At 44.5% G+C, this 25,848-nt stretch carries 24 protein-coding genes and 1 pseudogene; 15 read left to right on the top strand and 10 right to left on the bottom strand.

The window, feature by feature from the left end; genetic code table 11:
- Positions 1–528: 528 nt before the first annotated feature.
- From fabA to DC094_RS00990, 4 genes are all read left to right on the top strand, one after another.
- The gene (fabA, locus tag DC094_RS01005) at positions 529–1,083 is read left to right on the top strand and encodes a 3-hydroxyacyl-[acyl-carrier-protein] dehydratase FabA (RefSeq protein ID WP_116685231.1); all 555 of its coding nucleotides are present in this window, start codon (positions 529–531) and stop codon (positions 1,081–1,083) included.
- Positions 1,084–1,086: 3 nt separating this feature from the next.
- Positions 1,087–2,292: a beta-ketoacyl-ACP synthase I gene (gene fabB, locus DC094_RS01000; RefSeq protein WP_116685230.1), complete on the top strand. Its 1,206-nt coding sequence runs from the start codon at positions 1,087–1,089 to the stop codon at positions 2,290–2,292.
- A 145-nt stretch (positions 2,293–2,437) separates the two neighbouring features.
- The gene (locus DC094_RS00995; RefSeq protein WP_116685229.1) at positions 2,438–2,722 is read left to right on the top strand and encodes a nucleotidyltransferase domain-containing protein; all 285 of its coding nucleotides are present in this window, start codon (positions 2,438–2,440) and stop codon (positions 2,720–2,722) included.
- A gap of 15 nt (positions 2,723–2,737) precedes the next feature.
- Positions 2,738–3,181 (top strand): hypothetical protein, encoded by a 444-nt coding sequence (locus DC094_RS00990; RefSeq protein ID WP_116685228.1) that lies wholly within the window; start codon positions 2,738–2,740, stop codon positions 3,179–3,181.
- Positions 3,182–3,292: 111 nt separating this feature from the next.
- Here DC094_RS00990 and DC094_RS22790 read toward each other — a convergent pair whose 3' ends face one another.
- From DC094_RS22790 to DC094_RS00975, 4 genes are all read right to left on the bottom strand, one after another.
- On the bottom strand, positions 3,293–3,469 hold the full coding sequence (locus DC094_RS22790; RefSeq protein WP_369406195.1) for a hypothetical protein: 177 nt from the start codon (positions 3,467–3,469) through the stop codon (positions 3,293–3,295).
- 181 nt (positions 3,470–3,650) lie between these two features.
- On the bottom strand, positions 3,651–4,490 hold the full coding sequence (gene ppk2 / locus DC094_RS00985) for a polyphosphate kinase 2 (RefSeq protein WP_116685227.1): 840 nt from the start codon (positions 4,488–4,490) through the stop codon (positions 3,651–3,653).
- Between the two features lie 415 nt (positions 4,491–4,905).
- Positions 4,906–5,280, bottom strand: a complete 375-nt coding sequence (locus tag DC094_RS00980; RefSeq protein ID WP_116685226.1) for a nuclear transport factor 2 family protein — start codon at positions 5,278–5,280, stop codon at positions 4,906–4,908.
- Between the two features lie 34 nt (positions 5,281–5,314).
- Positions 5,315–5,779 carry a VOC family protein gene (locus DC094_RS00975; RefSeq protein WP_116685225.1) on the bottom strand — a complete coding sequence of 155 codons (465 nt, stop codon included), beginning with the start codon at positions 5,777–5,779 and terminating at the stop codon, positions 5,315–5,317.
- A gap of 109 nt (positions 5,780–5,888) precedes the next feature.
- On the opposite strand from DC094_RS00975, the gene DC094_RS00970 reads away from it, so the two are divergent.
- The 5 genes from DC094_RS00970 to DC094_RS00950 all read left to right on the top strand — a co-directional run bounded on the left by DC094_RS00970 (position 5,889) and on the right by DC094_RS00950 (position 11,925).
- Positions 5,889–6,821 carry a LysR family transcriptional regulator gene (locus DC094_RS00970; protein ID WP_116685224.1) on the top strand — a complete coding sequence of 311 codons (933 nt, stop codon included), beginning with the start codon at positions 5,889–5,891 and terminating at the stop codon, positions 6,819–6,821.
- Between the two features lie 145 nt (positions 6,822–6,966).
- Positions 6,967–8,742: an esterase/lipase family protein gene (locus DC094_RS00965; protein ID WP_158527186.1), complete on the top strand. Its 1,776-nt coding sequence runs from the start codon at positions 6,967–6,969 to the stop codon at positions 8,740–8,742.
- Between the two features lie 64 nt (positions 8,743–8,806).
- Positions 8,807–9,754, top strand: a complete 948-nt coding sequence (locus DC094_RS00960; RefSeq protein WP_133245423.1) for a hypothetical protein — start codon at positions 8,807–8,809, stop codon at positions 9,752–9,754.
- Between the two features lie 125 nt (positions 9,755–9,879).
- Positions 9,880–10,839 carry a hypothetical protein gene (locus DC094_RS00955; protein WP_116685221.1) on the top strand — a complete coding sequence of 320 codons (960 nt, stop codon included), beginning with the start codon at positions 9,880–9,882 and terminating at the stop codon, positions 10,837–10,839.
- 123 nt (positions 10,840–10,962) lie between these two features.
- Positions 10,963–11,925, top strand: coding sequence for a hypothetical protein (locus DC094_RS00950; RefSeq protein ID WP_116685220.1), 963 nt, complete (start codon positions 10,963–10,965; stop codon positions 11,923–11,925).
- Positions 11,926–11,980: 55 nt separating this feature from the next.
- Here DC094_RS00950 and DC094_RS00945 read toward each other — a convergent pair whose 3' ends face one another.
- Complete coding sequence (locus DC094_RS00945; RefSeq protein ID WP_206605544.1) at positions 11,981–12,253, bottom strand: hypothetical protein; 273 nt, start codon at positions 12,251–12,253, stop codon at positions 11,981–11,983.
- Between the two features lie 275 nt (positions 12,254–12,528).
- Positions 12,529–13,008 (bottom strand): hypothetical protein, encoded by a 480-nt coding sequence (locus DC094_RS00940; protein WP_133245422.1) that lies wholly within the window; start codon positions 13,006–13,008, stop codon positions 12,529–12,531.
- 419 nt (positions 13,009–13,427) lie between these two features.
- On the opposite strand from DC094_RS00940, the gene DC094_RS00935 reads away from it, so the two are divergent.
- Positions 13,428–13,775 (top strand): hypothetical protein, encoded by a 348-nt coding sequence (locus tag DC094_RS00935; protein WP_116685218.1) that lies wholly within the window; start codon positions 13,428–13,430, stop codon positions 13,773–13,775.
- Positions 13,776–13,985: 210 nt separating this feature from the next.
- A pseudogene (gene tnpC, locus DC094_RS00930) lies at positions 13,986–15,428 on the top strand (IS66 family transposase).
- 206 nt (positions 15,429–15,634) lie between these two features.
- Here the strand turns inward: tnpC and DC094_RS00925 are convergent.
- From DC094_RS00925 to DC094_RS00910, 4 genes are all read right to left on the bottom strand, one after another.
- Complete coding sequence (locus DC094_RS00925) at positions 15,635–16,399, bottom strand: YciK family oxidoreductase (protein ID WP_116686157.1); 765 nt, start codon at positions 16,397–16,399, stop codon at positions 15,635–15,637.
- A 47-nt stretch (positions 16,400–16,446) separates the two neighbouring features.
- Entirely contained in the window at positions 16,447–17,121 is a 675-nt protein-coding gene (locus tag DC094_RS00920) for an HAD family hydrolase (RefSeq protein WP_116685217.1), read from the bottom strand.
- Between the two features lie 121 nt (positions 17,122–17,242).
- Complete coding sequence (gene ubiG / locus DC094_RS00915; protein ID WP_255420851.1) at positions 17,243–17,956, bottom strand: bifunctional 2-polyprenyl-6-hydroxyphenol methylase/3-demethylubiquinol 3-O-methyltransferase UbiG; 714 nt, start codon at positions 17,954–17,956, stop codon at positions 17,243–17,245.
- A 63-nt stretch (positions 17,957–18,019) separates the two neighbouring features.
- Complete coding sequence (locus tag DC094_RS00910) at positions 18,020–19,339, bottom strand: TRZ/ATZ family hydrolase (RefSeq protein WP_116685216.1); 1,320 nt, start codon at positions 19,337–19,339, stop codon at positions 18,020–18,022.
- A gap of 208 nt (positions 19,340–19,547) precedes the next feature.
- Here DC094_RS00910 and mtnA point away from each other — a divergent pair, with 208 nt between their 5' ends.
- From mtnA to pheA, 4 genes are all read left to right on the top strand, one after another.
- Complete coding sequence (gene mtnA / locus DC094_RS00905) at positions 19,548–20,633, top strand: S-methyl-5-thioribose-1-phosphate isomerase (RefSeq protein ID WP_116686155.1); 1,086 nt, start codon at positions 19,548–19,550, stop codon at positions 20,631–20,633.
- A 113-nt stretch (positions 20,634–20,746) separates the two neighbouring features.
- Positions 20,747–23,431 carry a DNA gyrase subunit A gene (gene gyrA / locus DC094_RS00900; protein ID WP_116685215.1) on the top strand — a complete coding sequence of 895 codons (2,685 nt, stop codon included), beginning with the start codon at positions 20,747–20,749 and terminating at the stop codon, positions 23,429–23,431.
- Positions 23,432–23,485: 54 nt separating this feature from the next.
- Positions 23,486–24,595: a 3-phosphoserine/phosphohydroxythreonine transaminase gene (serC, locus tag DC094_RS00895; RefSeq protein WP_116686154.1), complete on the top strand. Its 1,110-nt coding sequence runs from the start codon at positions 23,486–23,488 to the stop codon at positions 24,593–24,595.
- Positions 24,596–24,657: 62 nt separating this feature from the next.
- Positions 24,658–25,779, top strand: coding sequence for a prephenate dehydratase (gene pheA / locus DC094_RS00890; RefSeq protein WP_241503937.1), 1,122 nt, complete (start codon positions 24,658–24,660; stop codon positions 25,777–25,779).
- Positions 25,780–25,848: the final 69 nt, after the last annotated feature.

The raw sequence follows: 25,848 nt of genomic DNA, 5'->3' as shown, positions 1-25,848 counted from the left end.
TCATGTCTGCTGGTAACACCTGCCACTGCTTAAATACTTGAGAAAATGCCGGTTTTTAATATTGCTAAAATGTGACATTTTACTTTGAAATGTCATTGGGTCGCAGGCCTGATAATGGCTGAAGCGGTTTATTATTTTTAGAAATATCAGTAATAAGCTCCCAAAGCAGGATTTCCATTTCGGCGATCACTCCGGCATTATTAGACACTCGATTTATTGGATTTTGTTACGGCGCAAGCTGTTTCATTTCTGCAGTACTGGTTTTGCAAGTGAGCCTCAGGCGTGTGGCAATCTTAATAATCAAAATCAGCTGAATCACAGACTGGGAATACTCAGCGGGTTCACTGCACAGTTCAGTATCGAAAAAAATACAATTTGTTGGCACTTACAAGGTTCGAAGGGGGTATTTCGGCTGGCCAGCAGATTTTGGGCAATTTCCCGGAGCAACCGGCTGAATGTCATATTCAGCCAATAGATTGAGTTGCCGGTGATGAAATTGTCGATTGAATTTAATTCCGAGGATAGTAAATGACAGCTGGATCTGAAGAGACCGCAGGTGATCAACCTGCTGCGCGCGTAGAATCTTTCAATCGTGAGCAGTTGCTGGATTGTGGTAATGGCCGCCTGTTCGGCGAAGGTAATGCTCAGTTGCCTGTTCCTCCTATGTTGATGATGGATCGCATCATTACCATCAGCGACAAGGGTGGCGCTCACGGTCTTGGTTATATTGAAGCTGAACTGGATGTTACGCCTGAGTTGTGGTTTTTCGAATGCCACTTCCCTGGTGACCCGGTCATGCCAGGCTGCTTAGGCCTTGATGCTATGTGGCAGTTAGTTGGCTTTTTCCTCGGTTGGGGCGGAAGTCCTGGTCGTGGTCGTGCGCTGGGTTCAGGTGAAGTTAAATTCACTGGCCAAATTACCCCGGCCAACAAAAAAGTTACCTATAGAATTGATCTAAAACGACTGGTTCGTCGCAAGCTGGTTATGGGCATTGCTGATGGTTCTGTCAGTGTAGATGGACGTGAAATTTACACTGCCAAAGATCTTAAAGTGGGTCTATTTACATCCACAGAAGGGTTTTAAAAAATGCGTAGAGTCGTAGTTACTGGAATGGGTATTGTTTCTAGCATCGGTACTGGGGTCCAGAATGTTCTGGAGTCTCTGAAAACTGGTGCTACAGGCATTCGTTATAACGAAGAATATGCCGAAAAGGGCCTCCGCTCTAAGGTATGTGCCGCGGTTAAAGAAGATGTTGCAGAAGGCATCAACAAGAAAGACCGTCGTTTCATGGGCGATGCAGCGGTATACGCTTATGTATCTATGGAACAAGCAGTCAAAGATAGTGGCCTGTCAGATGACCAGGTTTCTAACATTCGCACCGGTCTGATTGTAGGTTCTGGCGGCGCATCTAACGCTAACGCATTAGAAGCCGTTGCAATTCTTGAAGCAAAAGGTGTTCGTCGCGTGGGTCCATATCGGGTACCTCGCACCATGGGTTCAACCACTTCAGCTTGTTTGGCAACCCCATTCAAGATCAAGGGCGTGAACTATTCCATCAGCTCCGCTTGTGCCACCAGTGCTCATTGTATTGGTAACGGCGTTGAGCAAATCCAGATGGGCAAGCAAGACATTATTTTTGCCGGTGGTGGTGAAGAGCTACATTGGAGCCAAACGGTATTGTTTGACGCCATGGGCGCATTAACCACTAACGAAGATCCAGATAAAGCGTGTCGTCCATACGATGCAGACCGTGACGGTTTTGTTATCGCTGGCGGCGGCGGAATGGTGGTTCTGGAAGAATACGAGCACGCTGTAGCTCGTGGTGCCAAGATCTACGCTGAAGTGACCGGTTACGGTGCCACTTCCGATGGCTACAACATGGTTGCTCCATCAGGCGAAGGCGCAGTGCGTTGTATGCATCAGGCGCTGGCAACCGTTCCAGGCCCAATCGATTACGTAAACGCCCACGGCACTTCAACGCCTGCCGGTGACATTACCGAGTTGAATGCAATTGCTGAAGCCTTTGGCGATCACCATCCGTACATCTCTTCTACCAAGTCACTGACTGGCCACTCTCTGGGTGCTGCTGGCGTGCAGGAAGCGATCTACACCTTGTTGATGATGAACAACAGCTTCATCTCGGCAACGGCTAATTTGGACAATCCAGATGAAGGCGTTGGCGAAAACAAGATCGTCGGTGAATTGATCGAAAATATCGAAATCAAGCACGCGCTTTCCAACAGCTTCGGCTTTGGTGGCACCAATGCTTGTGTGGCTTTCTCTAAGATTTAATTAATCTGGAAAAAGTGATATTTAAAAAACCGTAGTCTGATTAATCAGGCTGCGGTTTTTTTGTGCAGGTAGTATTCATTTGGTTTTGCCATATAATTGCATTCAAACGGGCGCTGGCTTGAGTAGAAGCTGAATTGAAGGTTTTATGAGATTAACTGCAAGCGAGCAAGGCGCAATTCGCCAAACTGTTGCCAACTATGACCAGCAAGCCAAAGTGTATCTGTTTGGCTCGCGGGTCGATGATGCAAAGAAAGGCGGTGATATTGATTTGCTGGTGATTTCACCTAGGCTGGGTTTTGCTGAAAAATTAAATATTTTAGCGGATTTACATGAGCAGCTAGGTGATCAAAAAATCGACCTACTGCTTGATAAAGACGGTGGCGGTGAATTCACTCAAACCATTTTACCTGGTGCTGTTGAGATCAATTGATGACTGGAATTTCTGATGACTGAAAAGAAAATTGCTTTGCTCAAACAGCACTTGTTGCAAATGCACAAAGCGGCAGATCGTTTGCGCTGGTCTTTTGGTCGTTGCCAGCTTCTGGATGTGCATAAGTTATCTGCTGAGGATGAAGAAAAGTTTGAAACACTAACCGCACGATTTGCTCGCCTAAGCGATATTCTGATTCAAAAACAGCTACGTTTGATTGACGAGTTAGACTTGGAATCAGCGGGTACCGTTCGAGACAGAATAAATCGTGCGGAAAAGAAAGGGCTAATAGATTCGGCACGGGATTTCATTGTTATTCGTGAATTGCGCAATGCAATTGCCCATGAATATGAAGATCAAGCGCTGGAGCAGATTCATCAGCAGGTTATGCAATATACGCCGATGTTATTGGAAGTGCCTGAGAGAGTTGAGGCTTATTGCTGTAAAATTATTGGTTAGTATGTAAAAAATAAAAGACAATTAAAAACATTGAGATAGTAGACTGCTTTTTGGTTTGTTTTTAGTAGATTCTATAATCCAATTGACTATTAGTTGTAGCTCATTTTCTGTTTAATTTTCATTAATTTCCTCGTCCCTCCATTTTTTCCAGATAAATTCAAAAAGCTTTGTGCAGATTTCTGGAGGGTACATGTTGTCGCTTTCAAATACATTAAAAAGAGAAGTTTCAGACCATTCTGGGTTGAAATTGTCATGCCAGGTTACTATAGCTTCGACAGAGTGCGAAATTGTCTCGAGTCAATTCGATTGATAATTTGTCGAGGTGGTCGTAGCGAGGATTGTTAATAGATATTTCAAAATTCATTGTTTAAAATCGAAATGTTGTCTGGAATGTCTATAGCTATAGCAGCAAGTTTTTTGCAATGCAAAAGCGAGCCCGAAAGCTCGCTTTCATATCAATCTTTAAAACTTACTCGAACCCATTGCCATGCTTACCAACTACTTGTGGGTCAGGTGCATAGGCGACCGATTTATCTTTTCCGGTATAAGGCAATTCACTGAGTAGACTACGCATGGCGTTTAATCGGGCGCGTTTCTTGTCGTCCGATTTAATGATGGTCCATGGTGCATCTAAAGTGTCGGTGTAATGGAACATCTGCTCTTTGGCGCGGGTGTAGTCATCCCACTTGTCGATAGACGCTAAATCAACCGGTGACAGTTTCCATTGCTTGAGCGGATCGACCCGACGGCGTTCAAAGCGCTGGCGCTGTTCTTCCTGGCTGACAGAGAACCAGAATTTGAACAGGCGGATACCGCTGTGAACCATCATCCGCTCAAAGTCGGCCACTTCACGAATAAATGACATGTACTGACGAGGTGTGCAGTAGTTCATTACCAATTCAACGCCAGCGCGGTTATACCAAGAGCGATCAAATAAAGTCATTTCACCGTGGGTCGGCAGGTGAGAGACGTAGCGCTGGAAATACCATTGGCCGAGCTCGGTTTCGCTGGGCTTTTCTAGGGCAACTACTCGTGCGCCACGGGGGTTGAGGTGTTCGGTGATCCGCTTAATTGTGCCACCCTTACCGGCGGCATCGCGGCCTTCGAATAAGATGATCACTTTCTCGCCACTGGTTTTCACCCAGTTCTGCATCTTGATCAGTTCGATTTGCAGCTTGCGTTTTTCCCGCTCATATTCTTTGCGACCTAACTTTGGCAGACCGGTGCTTTCAATGATGAGGGGTTGCTTGCTCTTGTTTGAAACGGGTGTGATCGTCTCAATTTTGGCTTCTGGTTGAGCAATAGACATGCTTGGCAACTCCTTATTGTTGTTTGTTATTTTTTGGAATTCCGTTAGGGGTATATTGCATCAAAATGAGCATAAAAGGAACATAAAATGTGAGGTGGTTTCATCAGGTTGTTCGGGCTTTCTTGATAGAAGCTGACAATATCTTGTCTGCTATGCCAGCTGGTTGAGCAGAATGCAATTATCTATTTAGTACTGAAAAATCGGGTAGCAGTTGTTATTTAGTCAGAGTAGGTAGATGTTGATTCTTGTTTTGGAAGAAATAGAAGTTAAAGCACATTGGTAATGGAAAATACCAGAATGTTAAGCTGGGCTTTACGCTTAAAATTGGGAAGAGGGGATTTTGATCTGAGCTTCTACCGGGCACCAATTATAGTGATTGCCCGGTTTGAATGCTCAATGTGGATGCCTGATTAGATTACAGAGGGGATATATCAACGTAAATCTGATAGTCGTTGATGAGCCCTGATTCTAGTTTAAAAATGCCAGAAAAAGGAATCTCCAGAGTGCTGCTGTCGTGGCGGGTATAGTGCACTTTTCCGGCGCAAATAATATTGTTGTTTTGCTGCCAGATATTGAGAATGGTATGGCGCATTGTATTGATTGACTGAAAGAATGCTGCGTTGGCATTGATGATCTGTTCTTTTCCCGAAATTGCACCATGGTTGCCGAGTTGAAAGCGAGCATTGCGGGTTAAAAATTGGCCGACACTTTTGGCATCGAGCCTGTCGACCGCCTGATACAACGATGCAATTAATTGAGTGGCCTGGTTTTCTGTAATGTTTTGAGTCATCTGTATTTCCAGTATTATTTGATTAGTCGATGCATTAATTGTTTTCAGCAGCAAAACTGACGGTGGTTGAGCCAATATTGTCGTAGCGATTTTTTTCTGCCGGTTGTTGGCTTAAATATTCAATAAATTCAAATTCGAACCCTGAAGGCTCAATAAAATAGGCAATTTTTCGAAAAGGATGGCTATTAAGCATATCCACTCGAATCTGATAACCCTTTTGAGTTAAGCGGTTTACGATGTTGTCGATATCATCGACAACAAATGCAATATGCGCCAGACCCGGTGAATGACCGCTAAGGTTTCGGTTTTCTCCAATGGCGTTATCGTTAAGGCTTAGATAATAATCGTCATCGCCAACATGTAGCCATTGCCGTTCAACGCCGTGCCAGACATTTTTTCCTTTTGCACGTATTTTCCATTCAGGAAAGGCAGTCAAAATAAAATCCAGTGAATCTTCAAGTTTTACAACCGAAAGGTTGGCATGTTCAATCCGTACCATGTTGCAGTTCCTTTGGCTTGGTGAGTTGTTAAGGTCACTATAGTTGTTTCCAAATAAATGATAATCATGCATATTGGAAACTTACTGATGAAATAAAGAGAACGACAAGGTGAATCATCTTAGTGCGCTGGCAATATTCGTTTCGGTAGTTGAAAACAATGGTTTTGCTGCGGCGGCGCGAAATCTGGGTGTATCCAAGTCATCGATTAGCAAACGAGTCACTCAACTAGAGGCACATTTGGGCGCTCGGTTGCTCAATCGCTCCACCCGAAAATTAAGTTTGACTGAAGCGGGGGAGTGTTATTTTGCCAAAGCGGTGAATGCACTTGCGGCGGCTCAAGAAGCTGAGGATTCTGTTTCCGAGTTGCAAGGGAAACCAAAAGGCTGTTTGAAAATTACCACGCCTATGTCGTTTGGGCGTTTGTATATTGCACCGTTAATTGCGCAGTTCTTGCAGTTATATCCTGATATTGAAATCGATATGGTCATGGAAGATAGCGTGGCAGATCTGGTGGGTGGTGGTTATGACCTAGCAATTCGAGGTGGTGTTTTACCTGACTCCTCATTGATTGCTCGAAAAATAGCGCCTTGCCACAATATGTTGCTTGCCAGTGCTGACTATTTAAATAAATTTGGTATGCCGAAAACCCCGGCAGATTTATATCAGCATAATTGTTTGCATTATGTTTATTTCAGCGGTGCAAGAGAGTGGACGCTGATTGGAGAAAGTGGCCCAGTCAAAGTTCAGCCAACCGGGAACTACCAGGTTAATAATAGTGAAGCGCTAATGACTGCAATTCTGGGTGGTGTAGGTATTGGAAGGCTAACGACTTTTACTGCCAGCGAGCAAATTCGATCAGGTGAGTTAGTGCGGGTGCTGCCGGAATACAGCCTGCCGCAGCAAACTATGTATGCGGTTTTGCCCGAGCGTAAGCATTTGCCTGCCAAAGTGCGAGTATTTATAGATTTTATTCTGGATAAAATTGGTAGAGAGCAACCATATTGGGATCTTGGTGTGGTTGACGCAGTGCAGGCAATATAATGCCTGCTTTTAATGGATAAAAACCAAATCAAATTGTGGTCAATATCTTAACGCCCTGTGAGATATTGGCTATTCCCCGCCGTTTAAATCCCAGCTAATCTTTTTCCTCTGGTCACGGATGACCTTTAGAGAGCAAGGAGGCTGCATGAACTGTTGCGATCCAAGCACCAAACCCAACCCAAACGTCGAGCCTTGCCGTTGTAAGCCCGGAGCAATTGCGCTGGTATTTGTGCCGGGGATTATGGGTAGTCGATTAAGAAATACCAAAACCCAAGAGGTTGTTTGGGACCCTGCGGCTGGCCAGCATGGATCGTTATCACCAGCTTTCGATGAAGCTGCCCAAAGAAATAAAGAGAAGCTGGAATCTTATGAGGTAGCTTCAGATGCGTCGTTTTGGACGAAGTCTTATAACAGCCTAAAAAAAGTTGGGGTAGGAAGTTATGGGAAATTAAAAAACGATGCTTCGGAGGTGTATCGGCAAGGACGTCGAAAATATCGTTTTGTAAAAAGTTTGGCTGAATTTACATTTTCAGATGCTGCAGATCGAAAAGCTTTATTAGTAAATACTCAGCTAGGAGCTGTCATTAGAGATGATGGATTGCTCGAAGTGGATGATGGGACTGATAGATATTTCTATACCATTACAGGTCGAACAGGCCTTGGAACCGAAGAAATCAAATCGCGTGGCTGGGGCGAAATTTCTTGGGATAGTTATGGCAATTATTTAAATTTTTTGGAAAAAGAGATTGCTTGCGGTGATGTTGCTCGTAAATTCCCCGGCTATAAAATTCAAACCTATGCAGTTGGTTATAATTGGATGTTGAGTAATCGGGATTCAGGTAAACGGCTGAAGCAGCGCTTAGTTGAAATTAGGAAAGAATTATCTGAACTGGCCGACATACCTCCAGAGAAAGTTAAAATTGTAGTGATTACCCATTCTATGGGCGGTTATGTTGCTCGTTCTGCTGCAATTTTAGATGGTGCCGTGATAGATAAAATGATCCATGGCGCAATGCCAACTCATGGCAGTCCAGCGACTTATGCTAATGCTCATCATGGTTATCCTTATTTTGAGGGTCTTGTGCTGGGTGTAAATGGAGCAGAAGTGTCTGCAATTCTGGGGTTTTGCCAAGGTGGTTTGGAATTGCTGCCAAATCAACATTACAAAAAGGTTGATGGTACCCGTGATTGGTTGTGGATTGAAAATGATCAAGGTGAAAAAACTAGTTTGCTTGAAGGATATCAGGGGCTAAATATCTATGAATTTTATAAGGACTTGGATAGTTGGTACAGCTTTGTGTCTGTCGATTTGCTGATGCCTGATAGAAAAAAAGTTCAGGTAGATTATGGAAAGTTAGGATTAAATCATAGGATTAGGATTTCCATGGTTAAAAATTTTCATAGTTTATTATCTAATAAATTTCACTTAGAAACATTGATCCTATTTAATGAAGATCTTGATATTCAGTTTCCTTCATATGACGAGTGTATATGGTCAGGAAATGATTATCCGCGAGGAGTATGTAGTGACTGGCTATTAGCGGATGAAAATTCTACAAATAAATTCTTCAGCAAAAGAAATATTACGCTGACTAGTGCTGCTGATCTAGATGAATATCAGCAACAAGTTAAGCAGCATGAAAAATTTCCATTTTTAAATGGCCATAGTGCTGTAGCAGATCCCAAGCTGCAAACCGTAACATTTGAGCTAAAAAATCCAAGCGCACCGGGTGATGGAACGGTACATCAAGGCGCTGGAAATCAGCTCGCTCTTGGATGCGGGGTTAAGCTCCCGATAGTTGAAGGAGAAGCGCATCAAGAGTTTTACGATTCTGGGGAAGTGAGGCAAGCAGTAAAATCTGAATTGGAGCATTACATAGAAAAATCATTTTATGAGGATTATAAGTATGGTGTTTCTTAATCGTTTGATGATTGCTTCACTAGTTATATCGCTAGTCGGTTGTATTAAAGCAAAGGATCTGAACATGGATGATCAAGATTTTTTTCAAGAATATTGCATAGGTCGTTTTCAATTGCAGCTTCCTTTGCGATCAAAGTTAGTTGAATCATTGATGTTGAGTGAACATTTGGATGTCGATTTTTCAGAAGCTGAATCTATCGGGAGCCTAGGCTTATTCCATGGCGTTGAAGGAGAGGAGCGCTGGAAAGACGCTATTGAGATTGATCGTAAGAAAAAAAATGCTGATTATGCTTACAAAGAGAATCAATCAGAAGTGAAAGTAGTTGTGCTCAACCAGCATTTTGATGCTTTTAGAGAGACAGGTGAATCGAACTTGTCTGATGTTTATGTATTGAAAAAATTTCCAAAATCTGATTTTTCTCTTTCAATTAAAGAAGGGCAGGGTCATGGGTTTTATCTTGATGAAAAAGGGAACTACCAAGATCAATTGAATGCTTCTCTTTCAAAAATTATTAAAGAAAATATATTGATTAAAGACTTTTCATGGCCGCACAACCAGTTAGGGTTGTGCTTGAGTAATCAGTTGGTTTTTAATCAAAATCGTGCATATGAGAATGAATTTTATAAAGTTGGATTTAGATTAGGCGAGGGTAGTTATTTTAAATTTGAATCTATCGCATACAGTGATAAATGGGAAAAACTGGTTGATGGCCGAAAGGGTGCATTTAACAAAGTCCTCAGCCTTTTTGCATCCAAAAAATTAACCGTTGCGGGCTTTAAAGGCAATCTGGCAATCAGTGATAACCGCTACAGTGAATCTGCAGTAGATTTTAGATGGATTTCTACTGATGCGAAATTTGGGACCACTCGTTTTCCAGCGCTCAAGATTGAAGGTACGATTGAAATAGAAGATTGGCCGGGGCTTTCAGAGGTTGGAAATTCAACCGATTTGTTGATGACGATTCTTTCAACGATCAAACCAAGAGAAAATGGCTTTGTTGGTACTTGGTAATATTTGGGTTGTACTTTCGGGAATAAAAAAGTATGTCCGTAATAAAACAATTTTATTTGCAGTTAGCGTTTAGTTTTCTGGTGTGTTGCTTGTTGGTCTCGTGCGCACAAACCAGGGAAATAAAAGTGGATCAAGATAAGGAAATTAAATTTTTTAACAGCCACTGCGCTGGCCGATTTGAAATGAAGCTACCCATTGGTTCAACAATTATTTCTTCGCAATTGGAAAGTGAGTTTTTGCATTTAACTTTTAATGACCGCCAGACAGAGAATGCTGTTGGCTTGCACCTTGGCCAAAACCGAAAAGCTGTCTGGGAAAATAGTGCAGAGAAAATTAGGGTCAAGTGGGGGAACGATTATGTTGAGCAGAAAGCGTCAAATGGTATTGGATTGATTGGTATGACGCACCTATATGATAGTCAGTACAATAAGCTGGATCCTGCTTATATGACGGAAGTTCTGGTGTATAAAGATTTTCCACAACTTGAATTTGCTATTTCTGGAAAGGAGGTAGGATCGATAGGTGTTTTAGATCCAGAGGTTGAAAAGTTTGAGGTTCAGTATCAGCAATTGGCCAAAAACGTACTTTCTGAAATGAACCTAGTAAAGCATGTGCCCTGGCCGCACAACCAGTTGGGTTTATGTTTGAATAATCAACTGGTTTTTAATCGTCAAAAAGCTTATAAAAATGAACTGTATGCGGTGGAATATAAGTTAGGTGACATGAGTTTTATTCGTATTGAATCGGTGGCGTATAACGAAGGTTGGAAGAAAATGATTGATGGCCAGCGTGGCCCATTCAAGCGCATGCTAAGTGTTTTTTCCAACAAACGTGTCAAGGTGGCTGGGTTTGATGGTTATTTAGCGGTTGCTTTGCATCCATATCATCGTGAAGCGGTAAAATTCAAATGGCTCTCTAGCAGTCCGAAGTTTGGCACGACACGTCATCCATCAATTAAAATTCGCGGCACCATTAACATTAATGATTGGCCGCAAATTGCAGATCGCGGAAAGTCTCTAGATATGTTGATGACGATTCTTGCGAGCATTCAGCCGAGAGAGAATGGCTTTGTCGGGACTTGGTAAAGCTTGTTTTGTGCTTCCTAGGATAAGAATATGTCTGTAATAAAAAATTTTTATCTGCGATTAGCGTTTAGTTTTCTGGTGTGTTGCTTGTTGGTCTCGTGTGTACAAACTAGGGAAATAAAAGTGGATCAAGATAAGGAAATTAAATTTTTTAACAGCTACTGCGCTGGCCGGTTTGAAATGAAGCTACCCATTGGTTCAACAATTATTTCTTCGCAGCTGGAAAGCGAATTCCTGCATTTAACTTTTAATGATCGGCAAACAGAAAATGAGGTTGGATTTCATTATGGTAATGATCGGGTGGAAAAATGGGAGGCGAATATTGAAACCAAAAAATCTCGGCGAGAGGCTACGCAATATATCTCTAGTTTTGAAAGGGGGGACATGCAAATGCTTGGGATTAATCGAAGAATGCAGGAAAGCTACAGTAAAAATGGACCAGTAAATTTTTCAAATGTTTTTTTATATAAAGATTTTGCTGAGCTGAAGTTAGGGGTTTCAGGGAAAGAAGGTCTTTCAAGAGGCACGCTATATGAAAGAAATGGTACCTTCGAGTCACAATACCAGTCGTTGATTGACAACGTGCTTTCCGAAATGAACTTAGTAAATCATGCACCTTGGCCTCATAATCAGTTGGGTTTATGCCTGAATAATCAATTGCTTTTCAATCGTCAGCGCGCTTATGAAAATGAGTTGTACGCGGTGGAATACAAGCTGGGCGACATGAGTTTCATGCGTGTTGAATCGGTGGCTTATAACGAAGGTTGGAAGAAAATGATTGATGGTCAGCGTGGCCCATTTAAACGAATGCTGAGTGTATTTTCCAACAAACGTGTCAAGGTGGCGGGGTTTGATGGTTATTTAGCAGTTGCTTTGCATCCATATCATCGTGAAGCAGTAAAATTCAAATGGCTCTCTAGCAGCCCTAAATTCGGAACAACACGTCATCCATCAATTAAAATTCGCGGCACCATTAACATTAATGATTGGCCGCAAATTGCAGATCGTGGAAAATCTTTAGATATGTTGATGACGATTCTTGCGAGTATTCAACCAAGAGAGAATGGCTTTGTCGGGACTTGGTAGTTGTTAAGGGCTCGATCGGCTCGCTTCACCTGCAATAAAATGTGGTAATGTTCAATTAAACAAATAGTTGCACGGAGTTGTTTACAGGCTCAGCCGACCCCTTACCGGCAGCATCGCGACCTTCGAACAAGATGATGACTTTCTCGCCACTGGTTTTCACCCAGTTCTGCATCTTAATCAGTTCGATTTGCAGCTTGCGTTTTTCCCGCTCATATTCTTTGCGACCTAACTTTGGCAGACCGGTGCTTTCAATGATGAGGGGTTGCTTGCTCTTGTTTGAAACGGGTGTAATTGTCTCAATTTTGGCTTCTGGTTGAGCAATAGACATGCTTGGCAACTCCTTATTGTTGTTTGTTATTTTTTGGAATTCCGTTAGGGTATGTTGCATCAAAATGAGCATAAAAGGAACATGAAATGTGGGGTGATTTCTGAAGTTTGCTGATGCATTATGTTGCTGGGGCGGTGACCCGTTGAGCCTGCTTCTGGCAGTTGCTAGCTTTGTTGGTTCAGGATTCTTCTTTTAAATGTAACGTAGACAAAAGTAGCGTTAGTGTTTGATGCATAGCAAGCCTTCATGAAGCGATTGGTTGCACAGGTGTTCATCTATATTTCGAGTGATTGCATTAATTCGCTTAGTGTTTTTCGGGGGCGATCTTGATCATCTTTAATAAACCTATGCATGCCACTAGGGATGAGTGATTGCAATGTTTGAAGGCGTGCAGTGTAACTAGCTGCACAAGGGTTGATTACTTGAAAATATTTTTTTAATACAGCTTGCCGATTTGCTGGTTCATCGTCAATTAATATGACATTAAGAGGGGAGATTGACTGTCCTGAGTTGGCACTTGCGAATTCACCGCTCTGAAGTTGCATCATCATAGCTTTAGCTTCTGCCATGGCAGTAATTCTTTCTGCTTCAGGGGTTTTATCATAGTCAATATTGGCAAAAGGCAATAAATCATTGCGCTCAAAATAACCTGCATTGTCTATGAGGTGCTGTGAAGATTCACTTCTTGCAAAGAACATTTTTAAAATGGTTTTTGTTTTTATTTCTGGGTAATCACCAGCAGAGATAAAAAACAATTTGGCTTTTCCTGCTGCATTTCTTGCGAAATGTTCAAAGAACTCTGTGTGTTGTTGCTGGTAGATTGGGCTGCAAATGGGATCGGTTGGGTTGTATTGGTTTGTCGCGCCGGTAGAAAGGTTTCCGATGACATGTTGTGAAATATTGGTGAGTTGAGGCTTGGATGGATGTTGTGTGGCGTCTCTTCGGCAAATTAAAGTTAAATCGAGATCAAAGAAAATGTGCCACATATCAGGTCCGTTTGAAGTTGTATGGTCAAATTAATGGTTATGATATGGCAGTATAGTAATGATTTCTTTAGTTGTTGGCTTGTGGGTTTGTTCTTTTGAATATGGCGTAGCTAAAAGTAGCATTAATGTTTGATGCAAAGTGGGTGCCTACCAAAGCGATTGACTGAAGTTGAAAGAGAGTCCGGGGAATGAGATGGAAAGGTTGGTTGATTTTAATTGCTGCCTTTGCGATGGCGCTATTAACTAGGCATGCACTAGCGATTGATGGCGCGGATCAAATAATAATGCAGGTAACAGATTGGTTCACGGTAAGTCAGCTTGCAGGCGCCACTTCTATTGCTCGGCCAACGCCGTTCTTTTTTATTGAAAAAAATGCACTTTATTTGTTTTTGACAATTTCAATTGTCTTGGCGGCTTTAGCGTTTTTGTTGGAGGTTGTGCGAGTGGTTAAGGCTGGAAGGAATTATCAATCAGCTTCAATTATCAGTCTTGCTTTTGTTGCTTTGTTTGTAACCATTCAGCACAATTTAATATAAAAATCGCTTGACAGGTTTTTTGATATTTTCCCGAATTTAAGCACCTCTTTCAGAATACCACTTAAACGCCGCATTAAACTGCTATTAACACACCTGATTATCAATGTTTTTTGCTCAGAATAGCGCATCAGCATTCCGCTTCTAAAAAGTCGCCACAGTAAGCCTCAGAGACAAAAAAACCACCCTGAAAACCTGTGCGATAATAACCGCATGGACTCAATCGAAATTAATAAAACCATCGCTGAAACCGAGCGATTGTTAGCCAAAAGCAAAAGCTTACCGCCCGAACTGGTGGCGATGGTTCGTATGCTGATGCTCGTCGTTAAGATATTGCTTGATAGCAAAGGGCTAAACAGCAAAAACTCCAGCATTCCGCCATCGGCAGATCCTAATCGAGAAAAGAAATCGCGCGCCAAAAGCAATAAAAACCCAGGCGGGCAGCCTGGCCATAAAGGCAGTAATTTATCACCGGTGAAAGACCCAGATGAAGTGCTGGATATTACGATTGATCGTAGCCAATTGCCGAAAGGAAAATACCGTGTTGTTGGCAGTGAAAGCCGCCAAGTAGTTGATGTTCGTATTACCCGATATGTCACCGAATATCGGGCGCAGATTCTACAAGACGAGCAGGGTAACCAGTTTGTTGCTGAGTTTCCGCAAGGGGTCACTCGGCCAATACAATATGGCAATGAGTTTAAAGCCAACGCGGTTTATATGTCGAGCTACCAGCTGATTCCTTATGAACGGACTCAAAAGCACTTCGCTGAGATATTGGATGCGCCAATCAGCACCGGTAGCCTTGCCAATTTTAATCAGGAAGCTTTTCATCGACTGAAGCCATTTGCTCAGTTAGTACCGGCTATTTTGCGTGCTGGAGATTTGATTCATGCCGATGAAACCGGCGTCAATATCAATGGTAAACGAAAGTGGCTACATGTCGCGAGCAATGACCGCTGGACGTGGATTGAAGCGCATGAATCAAGAGGTATCGAGGCAATGGAAGCGATCGACATCTTGCCTAAATTTACCGGTTTATTGGTACACGATCACTGGAAAAGCTACTACCGATTTGTGCTATGCTTGCATGTATTGTGTAACGCCCCTCATGTACGTGACTTGGCGCGAACCCATGAGCAACATGGCCAGCAGTAGGCCAAGGCAATGGAAGATCTGCATTATGAAATGAATAAAGCAGTCAATGAGGCGGGGGGTGAGTTGGATGAAAAGCAGTGTCAAAAATGGGTGAAGCGATATCGAAAAATATTAAAAGCAGGTGACCGGGAATGCCCGGCACCTGAGCCAAAAAAAGCGGATAAAAAAGGTCAATTAAAACGAGGGAAATTAGCACGAAGTAAATCGAGAAATTTATTAGAACGGCTGCGAGATTTTGAAGCAGACGTGCTGCGGTTTATGAGTAATACCCGAGCACCGTTTACCAATAATCAGGGTGAACGGGACTTCCGTATGAGCAAGGTTCAGCAGAAGATATCAGGCTGCTTCCGCTCATGGGATGGCGTGAAAGCGTATTGCAGAATCCGGAGCTATATATCGACCTGCCAAAAAAATGGGGTCGGTGTTGGGGAAGCTTTGTCGTTATTATTTGCGGGTAAATGGCCGGACTTTATTCAGGAGAAATTGGATCGGTTGGTGTGACATGCTGAATGGTTACCTTTGTTTTTTGATTTTAAGCTGTTTGTTACTATCTAGTGGTTTTTGAATAAATTTGGGTGATATTAACTGCTTCGATATTTCTGTCTCTTTAAGATTAAAATAAAAATGGCCAGCTATTGAGTTAGATGGCCATTTTTGTTTTCAGCGATTGCAACGAGGCATGAATGCCGCTGTATGTATTTTTCTATCTATTCCGGCTGCTGATCATTTGGCTTTTGTGCATCAAATGTTTTGCCATTTACCCCGATGCTGTCATCGCCTAGCAAATATAAGTAAGCAGGCATGATGTCATCTGGCGTTGCCAGTGTATTTGGATTCTCGCCAGGGTAGGCATTGGCGCGCATGCTGGTGCGGGTGGCGCCGGGGTTGATGCAGTTAGCACGAACGTTGGTGTTTTCATCCAACTCGTCGGCTAATACCTGCATTAATCCTTCAGTAGCAAACTTAGATACGCTGTAAGCGCCCCAGTAAGCGCGGCCTTTGCGGCCCACTGAAGATGAAGTGAATAAAATGGAGGCGTTATCTGCTTTTTTTAATGAAGGCAATAAATGCTGAGTCATTAAGAAAGCCGAATTAACATTTACCTGCATTACATTGAGCCATTTCTGTGGGTCGAAATTAGCTAAAGGCGTTAGGCTGCCGAGAATGCTGGCGTTATGCAATATGCCGTCGAGCTTGCCGAATTCGTTTTCAATGGCATCGGCTAAATCTTGAAAGTCTTTTGGGCCGGCGGATTCTAAATTCATTGGAATGATTGCCGCTTGTGGGCCGCCAGCCGCTTCGATTGCATCGTAAACGTCGCTGAGCTTTTGAGTAGTTCTACCCAGTAAAACGATGGTGGCGCCTAACTTGGCCAGGTTAAGTGCAGCAGCCTTGCCAATGCCAGCGCCAGCGCCGGTCACCAGAATGACTTTATCTTGGAAAAGTTTCTCTTTGGCGTCGTAGGTAAACATATTGGCTCTTTTACTTTCGGTAATTAAATGAATTATTAAGCAGTAATTTAATTGCTTAACCAATGGAGTAGTTCGGTCGGGCTGGTAAAATCAAAATCGGCTTGCCATAGCGCCGGTTGATCGTTATCGCTGATATAACCCCAGCTGGCTAAAACAGTGGGGCAATTCACCACCTTGCCAGCCTGAATGTCTCGCTCGGCATCGCCAATATATAAACAATCCGTTGCGGCGACCGCTATTTTTGATAATGCCAAATGCATTGGTGCCGGATCGGGTTTTGGTTTGGCTGCGGTATCGCCACAAACAATGCAGGCGGGTTGGCTGGCCAGCGGAGATTTTTCAGCCATGCCTTTTAATAAAGGCAAGGTTAAAAATTCCGGTTTGTTGGTGACGATGCCCCAGCGAATGTTGTGATCGGTTAGATAATCAATTAACTCAGAAATCCCATCGAACCATTGGCTACTGGTGGCAATATTTTGCAGATAAAGCTCCAGGTAGCGTTTTTGTAGTGGAGGAAAGTTTGAATCATCGGGTTCGATATTAAAGCCGGTTTTGATTAAAGCGGCGCTGCCATGTGAGGCGGCTGGGCGAATAATATCAAATGGCAGAGCAGGTCGGCCATTTTCTTGCAGTAGCAAATTCAGTGCGCCTGCTAGATCAGGGGCGGTGTCTAATAGTGTGCCATCAAGATCGAACAGCACGCCTTTAATAGATTGAGTCATCAAGTTCCGGACCTAATCGGTGGGTGTTGTAGGTTTAATGAGCTTTAACGAAATCAGACATGTTTTGAATCGATGCAATGTGTCTGATTGCGCCTTTGGCTTATCAAACCTACCGTAGAAATTATAACGGCGTGGCATGCCCCATATAATTTACTGTTAGGTTTTTGCCAGTGGTAAAAGCTCGGCTTAATGGGTTGTAAATAATGCCGGTGCAATCATCTAGTTTTAAATCGGTGGCGCGACACCAACTTTCCAATTCAGAAGGGCGAATAAATTTTTGATAATGATGAGTACCGACAGGCAACATTTTCATAATGTGTTCTGCACCCACCACTGCAGTCAGCCAAGCGGCTGGGTTGCGGTTAATGGTAGAGAAAAACACATGGCCGTCTGGTTTTACCAGCTTTTTGCAAGCGGCAATAATAGAGCCTGGATCAGGTACGTGTTCTAGCATTTCCATGCAAGTGACGACGTCGAATTGGCCGGGCATTTCTTCGGCGAGTTGTTCCACCGGAATTTTGCGATAATCCACTTCCAAGCCAGATTCCAGCAAGTGCAAGCGGGCAATTTCCAACGGGCCGTCGCCAAGATCAATTCCAGTTACATCGGCTTGAAGTTTAGCCATGCTCTCGGAAAGAATGCCGCCGCCGCAACCTACGTCGAGTATTTTTTTGCCTTGCAAACCGCCACTAAGATGGCTGATGTAATCCAGTCGCAACGGATTAATCTGATGTAATGGCTTGAATTCACCTTCGGGATCCCACCAGCGAGATGCCATGGCATCAAATTTGGCGATTTCTTGTTGGTCGGCATTGATCGGGGTGGCACCTGTCACAGCTTGGCTCCTCGGGGTCCTGAATTCAGCTGGCAAGCATCTTGCCAGCGGATCTACTTTCGATTATTGAGCGATCTTATCACGCCATTGCGTCGCAATGCTCACCAGCTCGGATTGATTTAAACAATCGCTAGTCAATTGACGCTCATTTAATAGGCAGCGCCCGGCAACCCAAGTGTGGCTCACTTGATGGCGACTGACTGCGTAAACTATTTGTGAGATTGGATTATACATCGGCTGACATTCTAGATCGCTGAGATTGATTGCTGCGATGTCAGCGAATTTGCCTACCTCTAAAGAACCAATTTTATCGTCCAAATGCATTGCTTTTGCACCCCCCATGGTGGCGGCATAAAGTGCCTCGCTAGCAGAAAGTGCTGTGGCATCTTCTGCGACTGCTTTGGCGAGCATGGCTGCGGTGCGCATCTCACCGATCATATCCAGATCGTTATTACTGGCTGCGCCATCGGTACCAATCGCAATATTGATGCCGGCTTTTTGCAATCGGCCAATGGGTGCAAAACCACTAGCCAGCTTTAGATTAGACTCCGGGCAATGAACCATGCTGGCACCTGCTGCGGCGAGCTGTTCAATTTCTTGTTCGGTGGCTTGGGTGAAATGCACTGCCTGTAAATATTTATTAATAATGCCGGTGCGAGTTAGCCGCTCTTGCGGTCGAACACCAAACTGTTTGATGCTGTCTTCAATTTCTTGCTTACTTTCATGTAAATGCAGCTGAATTGGCATTTGATATTTCGCTGATAGTTCGGCAACTTTTTCAAAAGAAACATCAGAGACGGTATAAGGTGCATGGGGTGCCCAAGTAGCCGTTACTAATGGCATATCTTTTATGTAATCAATATGCGCCAGACCTTTTTCGAAGTATTCATCTGGGCCGGAAGCATAAGCGGTTGGGAATTCTAAAACAGGTAAACCGCTGCTGGCGCGAATGCCTGCTTGTTGGCAGATGTCTGCTTCTTGCTGATTAAAAAAGTACATGTTGTTAAAACAAGTGGTACCGCAGCGAAGCATTTCAGCAATCGCCAGTCGGGTGCCGTCTTCCACAAAAGAGGGCGATACAAATTTAGATTCTGCTGGCCAAATGTGCTCTTGTAACCAGCTCATTAATGGTAGGTCGTCTGCCAAACCTCGAAAAAGGCTCATCGCTGCGTGGGCGTGGCAATTTACCAAACCAGGAATGAGCGCATGATCTGTTAGATGGTATTGCTGATCAGATTGATATTGTGCTTTGGCTTCAGCGCTTGGCAAAATATCGATAATTTTATCTTGTTGAATAATCAGGGAATGGTTTTCTAATACTTGGCTGGTTGGACTAACCGGTATAACCCAGCGGGCGTGAATGATCGAGTCGGCAGCTTTCATGAGTCCCTATACTGATTTTTTAATATTCAGCGCAGTATATACCCAAAATAATTGCAGGTGCAGTTAGGCCGTTTGTGAGGGATGCTAGATGGGCTTGTGCTGGTGAGAAGTCAAGGTAGTAATCGGCGTACTGATAGTCGTTAATGTATTGATTGATTTTAATACCAAAGCGTTAGTGTCATATGGTATCGAATTAGGAGTTCCAGAATTGAAACAATTTCTAAGGCAGCAATTGCAAAATTATGACCAAGTTCGGGCGATTAAATGGTCATTTGAAGATGGCCTTTATCTGCTTGATCAACGCTACCTGCCGCATAAAGAAGATTGGGTTTGCTGTAATAGCGCTAAAATGGCGGCCGATGCCATTACTGATATGGTAGTACGTGGTGCGCCAGCGATTGGTGTTACTGCTGGCTGGGGATGTGTGCTTTCGCTACAGGAATATGTCAATCATTCGCAATGGAAGGATTTGATTGCAAAGGATTTTGACTATATTGAAGCATCGCGACCCACTGCAATTAATTTACATTGGGCGATTGGTAAAATGCGTTTGCTGTTAAATGCAGCAGATTCAGCGCAGCAGTTATTGCAGCAAGTGAGTCAGCAGGCCCAGGCAATTGCCGATGAAGATATCGATGCCAATTACGCTATGGCAGAGCTCGGGCTTGAATATGTGCGAGCGCATGGCGGCGGTAATATTTTAACCCACTGCAATACCGGCTCGCTGGCTACTGGTGGGTTGGGCACCGCGTTAGGGGTGATTCGAGCTTGTTTTGCCGATGGTCAAACCGAGCAGGTTTTTGCCGATGAAACTCGGCCATGGCTGCAAGGCGCACGATTGACTGCTTGGGAATTGGCTAAGGATCAGATTCCAGTCAAGCTGATCGCGGAAGGCGCAGCGGGATACCTAATGCAACTGGGTAAGGTTAAGTGGATTATGGTGGGCGCTGACCGAATTACTGCCGATGGTGATGTTGCCAACAAAGTGGGTACTTATAACTTGGCGGTGTTGGCAAAACATCATGGAATCAAAATGATGGTGGTGGCGCCTTCAAGCACATTTGATTTGTCGATTGAATCGGGTGATCAGATACCGGTGGAGTTTCGTGATCAGAGCGAATTGTTGCAATTTTCTGGTCAGCAGGTCGCCCCCCAAGCAAGTGAAAAGCTCGGCGGATGGAACCCAGTATTCGATGTCACGCCAGCAAATCTGATCGATTGTATCGTCACAGAGCGAGGGGTGATTGAAAACCCTAACAAACAGGCCGTGAGAAGCGTTCTGGGCATCGCATGAGCTATTTGATCGTGCTATGATCGATCCTCTTTTTTCCGAAGGGATTCGGCACTGACTTTCAGTTAGTCGATTTTCCCTTTTGGTTTTGCATCACTGTATAAGGAAACGCCTTCATGGGTGAAATGGCACGCGAGATACTGCCAGTAAATATTGAAGACGAGATGAAGCAGTCTTACCTCGATTACGCAATGAGTGTAATTGTGGGACGGGCGCTTCCCGATGTACGGGATGGTCTCAAACCAGTTCACCGGCGCGTTTTATTTGCGATGAGTGAATTGGGCAATGATTGGAACAAGCCTTATAAGAAGTCTGCCCGCGTCGTTGGTGACGTAATCGGTAAATATCACCCGCATGGTGATTCTGCTGTTTATGACACGATTGTTCGTATGGCACAGCCTTTCTCAATGCGTTACTGCCTGGTCGACGGCCAGGGTAACTTTGGTTCCATCGACGGCGATAGTGCTGCCGCGATGCGTTATACCGAAGTGCGTATGGCCAAGATCGCCCACCAAATGTTGGCGGATCTGGACAAAGAAACGGTCGACTTCGTTCCAAACTATGACGATACCGAGCAAATCCCAGACGTTTTACCTACCCGTGTTCCATGCCTGTTGGTTAATGGTTCGGATGGTATTGCGGTCGGTATGGCAACCAAAATTCCCCCGCACAATTTGGGTGAAGTGGTTGATGCTTGTATCGCTCTGGTTGACCAACCTGATCTGTCTATCGATGATCTGATGGAATATGTGCCAGGCCCGGACTTTCCGACAGGTGCTGTGATTAACGGTAAGGATGGAATTATCCAGGCATACCGCACAGGTCGTGGTCGAATTCATGTCCGTGCCGTAACCAATGTTGAGGAAGAGAAGTCCGGTAAACAATCCATCATTATTACCGAGCTTCCTTATCAGGTGAACAAGGCTCGTTTGATCGAAAAGATCGCCGAGCTGGTGAAAGACAAGAAAATTGAAGGCATCACTGCACTGCGTGATGAGTCTGATAAAGACGGCATGCGGGTGGTTATCGAGCTGCGTCGTGCGGAAGTGCCAGAAGTTATTTTGAATAACCTCTTTGCACAAACTCAGATGCAAATCGTTTATGGCATTAATATTGTTGCCTTGCTAGATGGTCAGCCACAAACGCTGAACCTGAGTCAGATCCTTAACGCTTTCTTGCGCCACCGCCGTGAAGTGGTTACCCGTCGTACTATTTTTGAACTGCGTAAAGCACGTGAACGGGCGCATTTATTAGAAGGTTTGGCGGTTGCAATTGCCAGTATTGATCCGATCATTGCCATGATCAAGGCATCGCCAAATGCTCAAGAAGCGAAAGAAAAGCTGCTTGAGCAGGTTTGGCAGCCAGGTGCCGTCGGTGAAATGCTGGAGCGTGCCGGTGATGATGCTTGTAAACCAGAAGACCTAGATGAGAAATTCGGCTTGCATGCCGACGGTTATCATCTGTCTCCTGCTCAGGCACAAGCAATTTTGGAAATGCGCTTGCACCGTTTGACGGGTTTAGAGCATGACAAGATTCTCAATGAATACACTGAGCTGTTATCGCTGATCGAAGGCCTGCTGGAAATCCTGCGTTCTCCGGAGCGTTTGATGGCAGTGATTCGTGAAGAATTCGTTAAGTTGCGTGAAGAGTTTGGTGATGAGCGTCGTACTAAGATTATCGATGCAGTCGCCACGCTGTCTATCGAAGATCTGATTGCTGAAGAAGAGCTGGTAGTGACCTTGTCTCGTGGCGGTTACGCTAAAGCTCAGTCATTAGATGAATATCGTGCTCAGCATCGTGGTGGTCGTGGTAAGTCAGCAACCAAAATGAAAGATGAAGACGTAATTGATCGTCTGCTGATTGCCAATACTCACGATACGATTTTGTGCTTTACCAATGCCGGTAAAGTTTACTGGAAGCGTACTTTTGAGTTGCCAAGAGCCGGTCCTGGTTCACGTGGCAAGCCAATTGTTAACCTGTTGCCTTTAGAAGAAGGCGAGAGCGTTAATGCGATTCTGCCAGTTAAAGAATATAGCGATGATCAGTTCATTTTCTTTGCGACCGAAAACGGTACCGTCAAGAAGACGCCTCTGACAGCATTCTCTCGTCCGCGTGCCAATGGTATTCGTGCAATTGGACTGGAAGAAGGCAACAAACTGATCGGGGTTGACCTGACTGATGGCAATCAGGAAGTGATTTTGTTCTCTGATACCGGTAAAGCGATGCGCTTTAAAGAAGAAAACGTCCGTTCAATGGGTCGTACTTCTAAGGGTGTTCGCGGTATTCGATTGAAAGAAGGTCAGAAGGTTATTTCTCTGGTTGTAGCGCGTGACGATGCGGATGTATTGACGGCAACCGAAAACGGTTTCGGCAAGCGTACCGCAATGAGCGGCTACCCAACTAAGGGTCGTGGCGGTCAGGGTGTTATTGCGATTCAAACCAGTGATCGTAATGGTCAGTTGGTCGGTGCAATAGCCGTTGCAGAATCTGATGAAATGATGCTGATCACCGATGGCGGTACTTTGGTACGCACCCGGGTTGATGAAGTATCACAGGTCGGTCGAAATACTCAGGGTGTTACCTTGATTAAACTCTCCAAGGGTGAACAGCTGGTTGGTTTGGCGAGAATCGCTGAGCTGGACGTTGGAGATGAAGATGATGTTATTGATGGTGAGCCTAGCGTTGATCCAGATGGTCAACCAAATGGCGATCCGGAGACTGGCGACACTGAAAGCGGTCCTGTAATAGAAGGATCAGGCGTTAGTGAAGCGCAAGACGCGCAACAGCCAGACGATCAGTAATTCAGGTAGTGATACAGGGAGCCGCAAGGCTCCCTTTTTGTCGGAGGGGTGGATGTGAATCAGCAGGTATTTAACTTCTGTGCAGGGCCAGCAACTCTGCCACAAGAAGTCTTAAAAGCAGTGCAGCAAGAATTGCGCGATTGGCAAAACTTGGGTGTTTCGGTGATGGAAGTAAGTCATCGCAGCAAACCCTATGAAGCGATGGCCGCAGAAGCTGAGCAAGATCTTCGCGATCTGATGCATATCCCGGATAATTACAAAGTGCTGTTTCTTCAAGGCGGAGCAACCGCACAATTTGCCATGACAGCGATGAACCTGTTGGGTAAATCGGGTCAGGCTGATTATATTCAAACCGGTATTTGGGCGACCAAAGCAATTAAAGAAGGCAGCCGTTATGGTGAAGTCTCTATCGCAGGTGATTGCACCGAAAACGGTTTTAGCCGAGTGCCGCAGCAATCGGAATTAACCTTAAATCCAAATGCTGATTATCTGCACTACACCACCAATGAAACGATTGGCGGCTTGGAATTTAATTACATTCCAGATGCTGGTGATGTGCCGTTGGTAGTCGATATGTCTTCTAATATTTTGTCTCGGCCAATCGATGTTAGCCGTTTCGGTGTTATTTACGCCGGTGCGCAAAAAAATATTGGCCCTGCCGGTTTAACCATTGTGATTATTCGTGATGATCTGATGGAGCAGTTTTTACCGTTTACGCCAACGGTATGGCAATACAAAAACCATGCAGACAATGATTCCATGCTCAATACTCCGCCAACTTTTGGCTGGTATCTGGCGGGCCAAGTATTCAAGTGGCTCAAGCGTCAAGGTGGCATAGAGGCCATTGCAGAAATCAACCAGCGTAAGGCGCAAAAGCTTTATGCAGCGATTGATCAATCTGAATTCTATTCCAACCCGATTGACCTGATGAATCGTTCTTGGATGAATGTGCCTTTTGTATTGGCTGATGAATCGTTGAATGCGGCATTCCTTGAACAGGCAGAAGCGCGCGGTCTATTGAACTTGAAAGGTCATCGAAGTGTTGGCGGTATGCGCGCCAGTATTTATAACGCGATGCCTGAAGCCGGTGTAGATACCTTGATTGCATTTATGGCTGAATTTGAACAGAAAAACTGGCAAAGCCAAACAATACAGACTGCCTGATTTTTGGCGTAGATGTCTGGCATAGCGGCTGTAGATGCCGGACATAGAGGTTGAACCAAATTATGTCACAAGATAAAAAACAGATGCTTGAGCAGCTACCGGATAATTTGCCGGGGCTGCGTGATGAAATCGATCAGTTGGATAGCAAAATCCAACAATTGATTAATCAGCGGGCGCTATGTGCCGAAAAAGTGGGCGAAGTGAAGATGAAAGCGGGTGAAGATCCGCTGTTTTATCGCCCGGAAAGAGAAGCGCAAGTGCTGCGTCGGGTTATGGAGCGTAACGACGGCCCGGTGGGGAATGAACAAATGGCGCGTTTATTCCGCGAGGTGATGTCGGTTTGTCTGGCATTGGAAGAGCCAATGAAAATTGCCTTCCTCGGCCCAGAAGGTACCTTTACCCAGCAAGCATCGTTAAAGCATTTTGGAAATTCTATTATTTCCAAGCCGTTGCCAGCGATAGATGAAGTGTTCCGTGAAGTAGAGGCGGGCGGCGCTAATTACGGCGTGGTGCCGGTTGAAAATTCTACTGAAGGCGTGGTTAACCACACACTAGATACCTTCGTAAAATCACCGCTGAAAATTTGTGGTGAAGTCGAACTGCGGATTCACCACCATTTTATGGTGCCGGAATCACTGAAAAACCAAATCGGTACTATCAAGCGAATTTACTCGCATCAGCAATCGCTAGCGCAATGCCGCGAATGGTTGGATCGACGTTTTCCGGGTGTTGAGCGGCATGCGGTTGGCTCTAACGCAGAAGCAGCAAAAATTGCCTCAGAGCGAGACGATGCTGCAGCTATTGGCGGTGAAATGGCGGCCACTCAATATGGTTTGGCAATTCATGCCAGCAATATTGAAGATGAGCCAGACAACACCACTCGTTTCTTGATTATTGGTCGAGAAACCGTTCTGTCATCGGGTAAAGATAAAACTTCATTGCTGATTTCGGCAGAAAACCGCCCAGGTGCCTTGTTTGGCATGCTGGAGGCCTTTGCTAGAAAAGGCTTGGATTTGAGTCGAATCGAGTCTCGTCCATCGCGTCAGGGCAATTGGAACTATGTGTTCTTCCTTGATGTGTTGGCGCATAACGATGACCCTGCAATGCAAGCAGTGCTTGAAGAGTTCGCAACAAAACCTATGTTAGTCAAGGTGTTGGGTTCTTATCCGATTGCAGTGCTTTAAAGCAAAATAAGATAGGTTGCGCTGCACTTATCCAACCTACAGAAAATCAAAACATTTAAAGGTGAATTT

The sequence above is a fragment of the Pelagibaculum spongiae genome (assembly GCF_003097315.1).
GTDB lineage: Bacteria > Pseudomonadota > Gammaproteobacteria > Enterobacterales > Pelagibaculaceae > Pelagibaculum > Pelagibaculum spongiae.
The sequence above is the reverse complement of the archived record's forward strand: the minus strand, read 5'-3'. Positions and strand labels throughout refer to the sequence as shown.

Coding starts and splice junctions, on each gene's coding strand:
- gyrA (WP_116685215.1), top strand. CDS start 20,747: ATGGGTGAAATGGCACGCGAGATACTGCCAGTAAATATTGAAGACGAG.
- DC094_RS00935 (WP_116685218.1), top strand. CDS start 13,428: ATGAGATGGAAAGGTTGGTTGATTTTAATTGCTGCCTTTGCGATGGCG.
- DC094_RS00925 (WP_116686157.1), bottom strand. CDS start 16,399: ATGTTTACCTACGACGCCAAAGAGAAACTTTTCCAAGATAAAGTCATT.
- DC094_RS00910 (WP_116685216.1), bottom strand. CDS start 19,339: ATGAAAGCTGCCGACTCGATCATTCACGCCCGCTGGGTTATACCGGTT.
- DC094_RS00995 (WP_116685229.1), top strand. CDS start 2,438: ATGAGATTAACTGCAAGCGAGCAAGGCGCAATTCGCCAAACTGTTGCC.
- DC094_RS00945 (WP_206605544.1), bottom strand. CDS start 12,253: ATGTCTATTGCTCAACCAGAAGCCAAAATTGAGACAATTACACCCGTT.
- DC094_RS00920 (WP_116685217.1), bottom strand. CDS start 17,121: ATGACTCAATCTATTAAAGGCGTGCTGTTCGATCTTGATGGCACACTA.
- DC094_RS00965 (WP_158527186.1), top strand. CDS start 6,967: ATGAACTGTTGCGATCCAAGCACCAAACCCAACCCAAACGTCGAGCCT.
- DC094_RS00975 (WP_116685225.1), bottom strand. CDS start 5,779: ATGGTACGGATTGAACATGCCAACCTTTCGGTTGTAAAACTTGAAGAT.
- DC094_RS00990 (WP_116685228.1), top strand. CDS start 2,738: ATGACTGAAAAGAAAATTGCTTTGCTCAAACAGCACTTGTTGCAAATG.
- fabA (WP_116685231.1), top strand. CDS start 529: ATGACAGCTGGATCTGAAGAGACCGCAGGTGATCAACCTGCTGCGCGC.
- pheA (WP_241503937.1), top strand. CDS start 24,658: ATGTCACAAGATAAAAAACAGATGCTTGAGCAGCTACCGGATAATTTG.
- DC094_RS00960 (WP_133245423.1), top strand. CDS start 8,807: ATGGATGATCAAGATTTTTTTCAAGAATATTGCATAGGTCGTTTTCAA.
- ppk2 (WP_116685227.1), bottom strand. CDS start 4,490: ATGTCTATTGCTCAACCAGAAGCCAAAATTGAGACGATCACACCCGTT.
- fabB (WP_116685230.1), top strand. CDS start 1,087: ATGCGTAGAGTCGTAGTTACTGGAATGGGTATTGTTTCTAGCATCGGT.
- DC094_RS00980 (WP_116685226.1), bottom strand. CDS start 5,280: ATGACTCAAAACATTACAGAAAACCAGGCCACTCAATTAATTGCATCG.